The sequence below is a fragment of the Mycobacterium persicum genome, assembly GCF_002086675.1.
Lineage (GTDB): Bacteria > Actinomycetota > Actinomycetes > Mycobacteriales > Mycobacteriaceae > Mycobacterium > Mycobacterium persicum.
The window spans coordinates 1-11,137 of sequence record NZ_MVIF01000140.1 but is presented as its reverse complement, the minus strand read 5'-3'; the positions used below and the strand labels follow the sequence as shown (position 1 = coordinate 11,137).

Here is an 11,137-nt window from a genome sequence, read left to right as displayed (position 1 = left end):
GAACCGGGGTTGGGGTAATAGTGGGAGTTTCAACGTCGGTTTCGGTAATACCGGTTTCGGGAATTTCGGGTTGGCGAACCAGGGCACCAATAATATTGGGATTGGGCTGACCGGGGATAATCAGATCGGGTTCGGCGGCTTCAACACTGGTGCCGGTAATGTGGGGTTGTTCAACTCGGGCAGCAACAATATCGGGTTCTTCAACTCCGGCAGCGGTAACTTCGGTATCGCCAACTCGGGCAGTTTCAACACCGGGATCGCCAGCACCGGTGGCACCAACACCGGGCTGTTCAACACCGGGTTGGGCAACACCGGATGGGCCAATGCCGGCGACTTCAACTCCGGTGGGTTTAACGCCGGTGGTTTCAATACCGGCTCGTTTAACCCCGGCGACACCAACACCGGCTGGTTCAACATCGGTGATATCAACACCGGAGCGTTCAACACCGGCGATATCAACACCGGCGCGTTCCTCACCGGCGACGGCAACAACGGATTCTTCTGGCGCGGCACCGGCCAGGGCCTCATCGCCGCCGACTACACCCTCACCATCCCCAACATCCCGCTCACCCTCGGACTGGGCGGCAAACTCGACATCCCCATCACCGGCCAGATCGCCGGCCTGACCGTCAATCAATTCACCCTGCACGGGGTAAACGGTCCAGGGATTCCGCTGAACTTGTTGCTCGCTATTGACGGCGACTCGGGCGGAACGAGTATCCACGTCAACATCCCGGACACCGATATCGGCTTCACCATACCTATAGACGGTCTTCCGATTACCTTGACCCTCCCGCTGAACTCTGAACTGAGCCCGATCGTCATTGAACCAATCAGTATCGGCGCAATTCCGCTGGACCTCACGCTGGGCGGGGATACCATGCAACTCAACGCCGACCTCGGCGCCGGTATCGGACCCATTACCGCCACCCTTTTCCACCTCTCGCCCGTTCCCGGCTTCGGCAACTCCACCGGTAGCCCGTCGTCAGGCTTCTTCAACTCCGGCGCGGGCGGTTCGTCGGGCTTCGGCAATTTCGGCGATACCCTCTCGGGCTTCTGGAACGCCGGTTCGCAGGGCTCGGGGTTCGAGAACTACGGCGGCAGCCTGGTGTCGGGCATCATCAACCTGGGCGGCGCCTTGTCCGGTGTCGACAACACCAGCGATCTGGGCATCGCGCTTGCCGGCCTGGTCTCGGGTATCGGCAACTTCGGCAGCCAGCTCTCGGGCCTCTTCCTCAGCGGCTCGGTGCCGTAACCGCGGGCCGAAGGCTGGTCATCGGGCCGTCGGCACCGCCAAGTAGGGTTCGTCAGGAGATGCTGAGGATCCCCCGCGGAAGGAACGGTTGCGCATGGGAATCGTGGACAAGGCAAAAGACCTGCTGTCACAGAACGCCGACAAGGTCGAGACGGTGATCGACAAGGCCGGCAAATTCGTCGACGACAAGACGCAGGGCAAGTACTCCGACACCATCCACAAGGTGCAGGAGCAGGCCAAGAAAGTAGTCGATCCGGGCGACCAGCAGAACTGAAGCCATGGCGAAACTCTCCGGATCCATTGATGTCCCGTTGCCGCCGGAGGAGGCGTGGCTGCATGCCTCGAATCTGTCCCGCTACCGGGAGTGGCTGACGATCCACCGGGTCTGGCGCAGTAAGTTGCCCGAAACGCTGGAGAGGGGCGCGGTCGTCGAGTCGATCGTCGAGGTCAAGGGGATGCCCAACCGGATCAGATGGACGATCGTGCGCTACAAGCCGCCGGAAGGCATGACGCTCAACGGCGACGGAGTCGGCGGTGTCAAAGTCAAGCTCATGGCCAAGGTCGCGCCCAAAGCGGAGGGCTCCGTCGTGAGCTTCGATGTGCACCTCGGCGGACCCGCTCTGTTCGGGCCGATCGGCATGATCGTCGCCGCCGCGCTCAGAAGCGACATCAGCGAATCCCTGCAGAACTTCCTCGAGGTGTTCGCACCGGCCTGACGCCGACCCGCAATGGCGCCCGCCGCGGACCAGCCGACCGATCTGCCGATGAGTTTCCGGGCCGACGGCGGTCCATAACGGTGAAACCACACGGCAAGGAGGACATCATGCCCATCCGTCACGGCGCGCCACTGGGGGCCCCCTGCTGGGTCGACTTGACCACGTCAGACGTCGACCGCGCCCAAGACTTCTACGGCACGGTATTCGGCTGGACCTTCGAATCCGCCGGTCCCGAGTACGGCGGATACGTCAATGCCGCCAAGGACGGCCATCCCGTCGCGGGGTTGATGGCCAACAACCCGCAGCAGCAGTCGCCGGACACCTGGACCATCTATTTCCACACCGCCGACGTCGACGCGACTGCTGTCAAGGTCAGCGCCGCGGGCGGCTCGAGTTGCCTGGATCCAATGGAAGTACCCGCCAAGGGCTTCATGAGTGTGGCGAGCGATCCGACGGGCGCGGTGTTCGGCTTGTGGCAGCCGCTGGAGCATCGCGGCTTCGAGGTGATCGGCGAAGCGGGCGCACCCGTCTGGCATCAACTGACTACTCGCGATCACCGTGCGGCCGTCGGCTTCTACCGCGAGGTCCTCGGGTGGCGGACCAAAGACATTTCTGACACCGACGAATTCCGCTACACCACAGCGTGGTTCGGTGGCGAGCAATTACTCGGCGTCATGGATGGCGCCGGTTGTCTGCCCGACGGCGTGCCGTCGAACTGGACCACCTTCTTCGGTGCCCACGACGTCGACAAGACCCTGCAGCTGATCACCGACAACGGCGGTGCCGTAGTGCGGGCGGCCGAGGACACCCCCTATGGGCGGCTTGCCGCGGCCACCGATCCGACGGGCGTCGCCTTCAACCTGTCGTCGCTGCAGACAAGCGTGGCGTAACTCGATGCGAGTTGACACCCTATTACGCTCGCTTGCATGATTCGCCGGCTGCGCCCGGGTTGGCTGGTGGCGCTATTCGCCGTGATCGTGTCGATCAGCACGTGGCTGCCGTGGTTGACGACGACGGTCGGCGGCGGAGGCTGGGCAAACGCCATCGGCGGCACCCACGGTAACCTGGCGCTTCCGCCTGGGTTCGGCGCTGGTCAGCTGATCGTGTTGCTGTCGTCGACATTGGTGGTGGCCGGGGCGATGGTGGGACGGGGTTTGTCGGCCAAGCTGTCTTCGGTTGCCTCGCTAGTGGTTTCGCTGTTCATAGTGGCGCTCACCATCTGGTACTACCAGATCAACGTCAACCCGCCGGTGTCGGCCGAGTACGGCCTTTACGTCGGCGGGGGCGCGGCCGGGTGTGCGGTGTTGAGCTCCCTGTGGGCGGTGGCCGCCGCGACCCTGCAATAGACTTCACCATTCGTGGCGGACTGTGTTGATAGCGATGCCCCATGAGTCCGACGCTCGGCGAAGTATTCCGGGTCATCGACCTCGCCGGTGTCTTCGGCAACGCGGTGCTCGGTGGCATTGTCGCCACCGAGGAACGCTTGGACCCCGTCGGGTTTGCGGCGTTGGCCATTCTGTCCGGCCTGGGCGGCGGGCTGATCCGGGACACCCTGTTGCAGCACGGGCCACCGGTCGCGCTGACCGACTACCTGTATCTGGTGACGGCTATCGCCGGGGGCGTCGTGGCCTTTCTGGTGCCGGTATACGGCCGCACCTGGAGCCTGACGTTGCCGGTCATCGACGCGATCGCGCTGGGAACGTGGGCGGTCGCGGGAGCGCAGAAGACACTCGGGATAGGCCTGGGCTGGGCGGCGGCACTGCTGATGGGCACCATCACCGCAGTGGGTGGCGGGACACTGCGTGATATCGCGGTCCGCCGCACTCCGCAGATCTTCGGCGGTAACACGCTTTACGCGACCTGCGCGGTTATCGCCAGTGGTGTGGTGGTGCTCTTCGCCCACTATGGGCAGGCCACCGTGGGCGCGGTGGTTGCCACCGTCGTCGGTGCCGTCCTGTGCCTGGTCGCCCGCTGGAGGGGGTGGCAGTTGACGGAAGGACCGGCGTGGCACTACGGCCTGCGAAGACAACCCGGTAAGCGGCTACCTCGAATTACGTTGCGGGTCAACAGCGACGACTCACCGCTGCCGCTGGTCGGCGAAAAGCGCAAGCCGCGGAAGCGCTGACGGCCTCAGCTCGACGGGAACTCGTGGATGCCCGAGGCGGAGCTGTCGGCGGGCTCGTTGACCCCGTACACGAAGGGCGCGAAGACGATTTCCCGGCCGTCCGGGTCGCGGAAGGTGACCGCTCCCGTCGCTTCCCAGTACGGATGCTGCTCGACGGGCTCGATCCCAGCCTTGCGGAGCCGTGCCAACGCCGCCTGCTGGGCCTGATTGTCCGGGAAGTACAGGCACAGCTGTTCGTGATGGTCCACCGCGACCTCGTCGACCGCCTCGACGATCTCGAGGGTGAGGTTCCAGCTGGGCAGACCGAAGATCGCGCCGTTGCTCCCGTAGCTTTCCCCGAATGTCTCGTAGAGCGGGAGCCCGACCAGGTCACGGTAAAAGCACACTGTCTCCTCGAAATTCGAGGAGCGACGGGCGAAGCGGATACAGCCGATCGATGCCAACTCCTTGGGCCAGTGTGTCGTCCGGCGGCGCTTGTTGTTGCTCACTGCTCCTCCGTTTCACCGAGCCTGTAAATTCGCAGGCCGCTACTCGTAGTCTTCCTGCCGCATTACAGGCTCGCGAGCATCACAGCCCGACGGCGCCCGCCGGCGACTCCGCGTCACGCCAGCGCCGCAACTCGGCGCCGGGCACCCACGTCGAATGGGTGCCGCTGGAAATGCGTTCGGGCAGTTGCAGTTTGCACACCGGGCCGTCACCGACCCGGGCCGCGTCGAACACCAAACAATAGGAGCTGTCGTCGTTCATGTCGGTGGTCAGCGTGACCAGGTATCCGTCGTCCTCGGCGGTGCCTCCAACCCGGGGCGCCATCTGGGTTTCGCTTCCGTAGACACCGTCACCGAACGAGTAGCCCTCCTGGTTTCCGGTGAGCAGGTCGTGCTTGACCAGCCCGTCGAACAGGAACCAGCCCGGTTTGCCGGTCGCGGCATAGGCGTAGCGGTATTGACGCGCGGCATAGCCGTCGTTGATCGTGCCGAACTCGGTGATGGACTCCGACAGCTGTTCTTCTTTCACCGCGCCGGTGACCAGGTTGAGCCGCCACCGGTGCAGCCGGGTTTGCAGGCGATCCAGCGCCAGGAAGCGAAACAGCTTCTCCCACTTGGTTCCGCCGGTGTCCAGCGGCTGGGGGTCGCCCTCGTAGAATCCGTCGAGCACGATCTCATCGCCGTCTTCGTAGGCGTTGGTGAAGTGCAGCACGAACGTCGGTTTCGCTTCGAACCAGCGGATGTCGCCGCTAAGCCCGCGGCGCGGGATCACCGCGAAGCGCGACGGCATGTCTGGGTAGAAGCGTGGCAGGTGCACGTTGTGTTCGAGCAGCCGGGGATCCCAGAACAGCGGGAAATCGTTGAGAATCGCGTAGTTTTCGGTGAACGCCATGTCGTGCGGCAACCGTGGGCCGGGCAGCGGGATAGCGGCGTAGTGTGCCAGCTCGTTGTTCTGGTCGACGACGCCGTAATGCATATACGGGTCTTGCTTGCTGTAGTTGAAGAACAACAGCTCGCCGGTCTTGCCGTCGACCTTGGGGTGCGCCGATACGCCCCAGCCAAACGGAAAGTGCCCGTTCCAGGTCTCCTTGCCTAGGGTGTTGCCCGAGTAGGGGTCCAGCCGGTAGAGGTCGCCGCATTGGTAGAAGCTGGTGAGCGCGATGCCGCGGTGCACGATGACGTCGGTGCTCGACGCGTCCTTCATCAGGGTGCGAGCCCCCCAGCCGGTGTCTCGCTTGGCGAATTGCACCGGCTCGGCCAGTCCCGGCCACAGCGGCCCGCCCGTCTCGTTTTCCGCCAGGAAGCCCTCGGTCTGGACAAAACGGTTGCGGTAGAAGGACTTTCCATCGCGGAAGCCGACGACGTGCACCATGCCGTCGCCGTCGAACGGGTGGTAGGTCTTGAACGCCGGATGCAGCGGGTTCTCGGTGTTGCGCAGGTAGATGCCGTCCAGGTCGCGGGGGATCTCGCCCTCGACGGCGGTCAGCGCGTCGGCGTCCCACTCGGTGGTCTGTGGTCGCCACGGACCGGTACGGTAGGGGTGGTCGTCGTCCTCGGGCAGGGTGGACAGGTATTTGCCGACGATCTCGACATTCATGATCAAACGCCTTTACTGACAACGAAACTGACGGTGGTAGCGGTGCTGCCGCCGAAGTTCAGGGTGCCGAATCTTCGCGCGCCCTCGACCTGATAGTCACCGGCCGTGCCGCTGACCTGCTTGGCCGCGTCCAGAAGCATCCGCACGCCGGAGGCACCGACGGGATGTCCACCGCCGATCAGCCCACCGCTGGGGTTGATCGGCAGTCGGCCGCCGATCTCGATCTCGCCGTTTTCGATGGCCTTCCAGGATTCGCCCGGGCCGGTCAGCCCGATGTGGTCGATGGCCAGGTACTCGCTGGGGGTGAAGCAGTCGTGCACCTCGAACCCGTCGACGTCGTCGAGGCTCACCTGTGCGCGACGCAATGCGTCGAGCACGGCCGAGCGCACATGCGGCAGTATGTAGGGGTCGTGAGCGGCGCGCTCAAGCTTCTGGCGCAATCCCAGCCCGACGGTGCGATGCCCCCAGCCGTCGATCCGCCCGATCGGCTGTGCGTCGGGATGGGCCCGCAGGTAGGCGTCGTTGACCAGCACCACTCCCGCGCCGCCGTCGGTCATCTGGCTGCAGTCCAGGCGCCGCAGCCGTCCTTCGGTGATCGGGTTGGTCGTGTCGTCGTCGGTGATCGGGTCGGGAACCGTCCAGCCCCGAGTCTGGGCGTTGGGATTGCGGCGGGCGTTGGCGTAGTTGAGCGCGGCGATGGCCCGCAGGTGCGTGTCGTCCAGGCCATAGCGCCGGTCGTATTCATCGGCGACTTCGGCGAACATCGACGGCCACAGGTAACGCGCCTCGGCGCCCTCGTGCCCGGTCCACGCCGCCGCGCCCAGGTATTGCGCCGCGATGTCACCGGGCACGGTCTTTTCCAATTCGAGCCCGATGACCAGCGCGCTGTCGTAGGCGCCGGAGCGTAGGTCAGCCATCGCCGCCAGCGTGGCCACGCTGCCGGACGCGCACGCGGCCTCATGCCGAGAGGCCGGGGTGTCCCAGAGGCCGTCGCACATGGTGGCTGGCATCGCTCCCAGATGGCCCTGAGCGGCGAACATCTCGCCGAAGGCATTAGCGACATGGACGACGCCTGTCGCGGCAATGTCGGCGGCGTCGACCCGGGCTTCCCTCAGCGTGCCGGCGACGACCTCTGCCGTCAGGTCGGCAAAGTCCCGGCGCTCCTTGGTGAGGTTGCGAGCGAAATCGCTTTGGTAACCGCCAAGAACCCACACGCCTGCAGTGCCGTCCATATGCGGCACGGTACCCCAGCTAGGTGCGCGCATTCGGTGATATCCGGTGAGCCGCGAAATCCGCCCGGAAGGTGGGCGGCCCCATCGGCTCTCGGGCTGAACCGACGGGACCTGGGAAGGCGTAAAGGCCGGCCAATACACCCCCCTCTTGTGGGTCATTGCCATCGGCGGCGATTGACAAACATCTTCGCCAAGACGGGTCTCGAGACTCGACGAATGGTGCTGAGCTGCTGCAATTCCGTAGATCGCGGGTGTGGCAGTACCGCTTGGCTCAGTTAGAGCGGACGATTGCCCGGTGTTCCTCCGGCTGGCGGCGGCTGCTGGATCACCACGACGGTGGGCTTGCGCTTGGGTTCCCCGTCCTGCTCCGCGGCGGCTTCGTTGGGGGCACGTGGCCCCGTGCCGCCGGCGCCGCGTCCGGCCAGACCCGCCAGCGCCATCCCGCTCAGCAGGCCCACCGGAGCCCCTCCCAGGTCTGTGGGTGCGGCGCTCAGGCCGGCGCTGGGCAGCGACTCGACTGCCAGCTTGATCTCTGGGGCGGCCATGGTCCAGCCGTGCGGCACCGACAACCCCCCTACCAGGGCCGCCTGGCCGGTACCTGCGGACACGGGTGCGCTACCGACGCTTCGCGGCGACGACGCCAACACCTCTCGCTCCGAACTGAGGGGCTCACCTTGCGTGGGTTCTATCCCGCCGGGGCTCGGAGCGGGCCGAAACCCGTTGTAGCCGAAGTACCACGGTCTCGCGGTGTTGACCACCGCCAGGGACAGGCTGGCGGTGCCGATGGCCGAGATGTAGAGGGCCAGCACATCCAGGTCCCCGATCGGGGTGGGGATGGTGATGCTGGCCGCCGGCGCGGGTAGCTGTGACTCGAGCGGAGCAGATGACGCGGCCGTCGCGAGTAGTTGCAGCGTTTCGGGACCAAGCGACGCTGCCGGTCCCGCCGTCGACGCGTCGGCTGCCCCGGGGACCTGGGCGGCCTGGGACGCCGACGCCGTCGGGTCGGCGGTGTGCGCCGGTTGGCTGAAGGGCATCAGCGTCGACGCGGTCTCGGACGCTTCGGCGTACTGGTACATGACGGCGGCGTCCTGCGCCCACATCTCGGCATAGTCGGCCTGGATGGTCTCGATCGCCGGGGTGTTTTGACCGAAGGTGTTCGTCGTGACCAACGTCGCCAATTGGCTGCGGTTGGCCGCGATCAGCGGCGGCGGCACCGCCGTGGCCCGCGCCGTCTCGTACGCCGCCGCCGCGGCCGATGCTTGGGCAGCGGTCTGCCGGGCCTGCTCCGCCGCGGCGCTCAACCATTCCGCATACGGCGCGGCCGCAGCTGCCATCGACGCCGACGCGGGACCCAGCCACGACTCGAGCGTCAGCGCCGAGACCACCGAGGCATAGGAAACCGCTGCGGCGTTCAACACCGCGGTAAGGCTTTCCCACGCGGTGGCGGCCGCCAGCATGGGTCCAGACCCTGGACCCATGTACAACAAGGCGGAATTCACCTCCGGCGGCAGCGCACCGAAGTCCGTCGCTAACACCCTTCTCGGCCAGTCTTAGCCGGTCTAACCGGCGGCGATGGCATTGGCGGCCTCGGTCGCCTCATAGGAGTTCGCACTGGCGGCCAGGGCGGCTACGAAGGCCTGATGAATAGCTGCGGCCTGGGCGCTGACTACCTGGTAGAGCTGCGCGTGTGCGCTGAAGCGCGCCGCCGTCAGCGCCGACACCTGGTCGGCAGCGGCGGGAGCCACACTTGTCGTGTGAGCCGACGCGGCGACGTTTTGAGCGCTGACTGCCGATCCGATCTCCTGCAAATTCCCGGCCGCCGCGGCTAGTGTCTCCGGCTGGGTGACCACAAACGTCATCACATTCTCCTAACTCGCAGAAGGCGCCGGATTGCCTGTCCGATAGGTGAATTAGACGGGCGGGCGCCCCGACAACCCCGCAGGAAGGCATTCCTTAGCTGCAGGGTACTTCGTCGCCTGCTCGCTGAACCCCGTTTGGCCGAGATCCATATCGGATGGATAGCAAGGCTTTGCGCTATTCGGAAGTCATTCGGCGTCGGCGACGAGGGCGACCGGCTCCGGTCCCTCACGAGGCTCGTCCAGGCGCACCCGTTCGCGTTCGGCGAACAGCCGCTGGGCGTCGGCGCGATCGACGTCGGCCAGGTCAACGCCGTTGGTCTCGCGGGCGACCAGGATGGCGACGGCGCTCACCGAGGCGGCAGCCGCCAGGTACCAGGCAATGGGAGTGGCGGACTTGTAGGTTTCGAGCAACCGGACAGCAATGATCGGCGCCAATGAACCGGCCACGATGGAGGTGACCTGATAACCGAGTGAGACTCCGGAATAGCGCATCCTGGTTGGAAACATCTCTGCCATGGCCGCGGGCTGGGTGGCATACATGAGGCCATGGAAGACCAATCCGATCACCACGGCTGACAAGATGATCGCGTTGCGGCCGCTGTCCATCATCGGGAAAGCGAAAAAACCCCACGTGGCGGCGGTGACGGTACCGACGAAATAGATTGGGCGCCTGCCGAATCGGTCACTGAGATGTCCGGCCAGGGGGATGACGACGAAGTGCGTGGCATGGGCGGCCAGCAGCCACCACAGGATGGCCACGGTGTTGGCGTGGACGTGCACCTTGAGATAGGTGATGGAGAAAGTCACCACCAGGTAGTACATGGCGTTCTCCCCGAAGCGCATCCCCATCGCCGTGAAAACACCACGCGGGTAACGCTTTAACACCTCGGTGAGGCCGAACGACGTCGCGTTGTCGCGCTCGCTTTGCTGCTGCGTCTCGACGAATATCGGCGCGTCGGTGACTTTGGTGCGGATGTAGTAGCCGATCAGGACGACAACCGCCGATAACCAGAACGCCACGCGCCAGCCCCAGCTGAGGAACGCCGCATCCGACAATGTGGACGTGAGGACCAACAGCACCACGGTGGCCAGCATGTTGCCGCCGGGGACTCCGGCCTGCGGCCAGCTCGCCCAGAAGCCGCGGCTGGCATTGGGGCTGTGCTCGGCGACCAGCAGAACCGCACCGCCCCATTCGCCGCCGACGGCGAAACCCTGGATGAACCGCAGCGTCACCAGTAGTGCGGGAGCCCAGTAGCCGATCTGGGTGAAGGTCGGCAGGCAGCCCATGAGGAACGTGGCGGCACCCACCAGCAGCAGGCTCAGCTGTAGCAGCTTCTTGCGTCCGAACCGGTCCCCCAACTGGCCGAAGACGATGCCACCCAGCGGGCGGGCGGCGAAGCCCACCGCGTAGGTCACGAAGGCGGCAAGGATGGCGTCCAGGTCATTGCCGCCCTGGGCGAAGAACACCTTGCTGAACACCAGCGTCGCGGCGGTGCCGTAGAGGAAGAATTCGTACCATTCGACGACGGTGCCGGCCATGGACGCCGCAACCACCCTGCGCAGGTACGTTGGCCGGAAATGGTCGGCCGGCAAACGATCACCCACAGTCACCCGGTTGTCCTCCTCGTCGACCGCCCGAAGGGGCCTGCGGCAGCGTACCCGGTCACGAGTGGCAGCGCAGAGCATCGATGCGCTGTCGATCGGCAGCTATTGCATGCGCCTCAGCAGTCACAGCCAGTGCGGGGTATGCCGTTGTGCCCGTCTTAGGTGCGACAATCCGGCGAGGTGAGCCGACGACGGGTTACGGAGCGGGCGGGGCGGGCGGCAACGGGGGTGCTGAAGACGGCGACTGGAGCGTGGTCAGGGTG

The 11,137-nt window shown here is 65.5% G+C and carries 11 protein-coding genes and 1 pseudogene; 6 read left to right on the top strand and 6 right to left on the bottom strand.

The features are described from left to right. The 6 genes and pseudogenes from BST40_RS25950 to BST40_RS25925 all read left to right on the top strand — a co-directional run. Positions 1-1,255: pseudogene (locus BST40_RS25950) on the top strand (PPE family protein); the annotation flags it as partial. Between the two features lie 94 nt (positions 1,256-1,349). Continuing rightward, positions 1,350-1,529, top strand: coding sequence for an antitoxin (locus BST40_RS25945; RefSeq protein WP_075549655.1), 180 nt, complete (start codon positions 1,350-1,352; stop codon positions 1,527-1,529). Positions 1,530-1,533: 4 nt separating this feature from the next. Continuing rightward, complete coding sequence (locus BST40_RS25940; RefSeq protein WP_075549656.1) at positions 1,534-1,971, top strand: type II toxin-antitoxin system Rv0910 family toxin; 438 nt, start codon at positions 1,534-1,536, stop codon at positions 1,969-1,971. Positions 1,972-2,078: 107 nt separating this feature from the next. After that, the gene (locus tag BST40_RS25935; RefSeq protein ID WP_083044455.1) at positions 2,079-2,861 is read left to right on the top strand and encodes a VOC family protein; all 783 of its coding nucleotides are present in this window, start codon (positions 2,079-2,081) and stop codon (positions 2,859-2,861) included. Between the two features lie 36 nt (positions 2,862-2,897). After that, on the top strand, positions 2,898-3,317 hold the full coding sequence (locus BST40_RS25930; protein WP_075549657.1) for a hypothetical protein: 420 nt from the start codon (positions 2,898-2,900) through the stop codon (positions 3,315-3,317). 41 nt (positions 3,318-3,358) lie between these two features. Beyond that, positions 3,359-4,096: a trimeric intracellular cation channel family protein gene (locus BST40_RS25925; protein WP_083156186.1), complete on the top strand. Its 738-nt coding sequence runs from the start codon at positions 3,359-3,361 to the stop codon at positions 4,094-4,096. Positions 4,097-4,101: 5 nt separating this feature from the next. Here the strand turns inward: BST40_RS25925 and BST40_RS25920 are convergent, their stop codons facing one another. The 6 genes from BST40_RS25920 to BST40_RS25895 all read right to left on the bottom strand — a co-directional run bounded on the left by BST40_RS25920 (position 4,102) and on the right by BST40_RS25895 (position 10,880). Continuing rightward, positions 4,102-4,584: a VOC family protein gene (locus tag BST40_RS25920; RefSeq protein WP_075549659.1), complete on the bottom strand. Its 483-nt coding sequence runs from the start codon at positions 4,582-4,584 to the stop codon at positions 4,102-4,104. Between the two features lie 79 nt (positions 4,585-4,663). Beyond that, complete coding sequence (locus tag BST40_RS25915) at positions 4,664-6,178, bottom strand: carotenoid oxygenase family protein (protein WP_075549660.1); 1,515 nt, start codon at positions 6,176-6,178, stop codon at positions 4,664-4,666. A gap of 2 nt (positions 6,179-6,180) precedes the next feature. Next, a complete protein-coding gene (locus BST40_RS25910; RefSeq protein WP_083156183.1) occupies positions 6,181-7,410 on the bottom strand; it encodes an acetyl-CoA acetyltransferase in 1,230 nt (409 codons plus the stop codon). Between the two features lie 275 nt (positions 7,411-7,685). Next, positions 7,686-8,945, bottom strand: coding sequence for a PPE family protein (locus BST40_RS25905; protein WP_083156181.1), 1,260 nt, complete (start codon positions 8,943-8,945; stop codon positions 7,686-7,688). Between the two features lie 24 nt (positions 8,946-8,969). Next, a complete protein-coding gene (locus BST40_RS25900; RefSeq protein ID WP_075549663.1) occupies positions 8,970-9,269 on the bottom strand; it encodes a PE family protein in 300 nt (99 codons plus the stop codon). 186 nt (positions 9,270-9,455) lie between these two features. After that, positions 9,456-10,880 carry an MFS transporter gene (locus BST40_RS25895; protein WP_269466942.1) on the bottom strand — a complete coding sequence of 475 codons (1,425 nt, stop codon included), beginning with the start codon at positions 10,878-10,880 and terminating at the stop codon, positions 9,456-9,458. Positions 10,881-11,137: the final 257 nt, after the last annotated feature.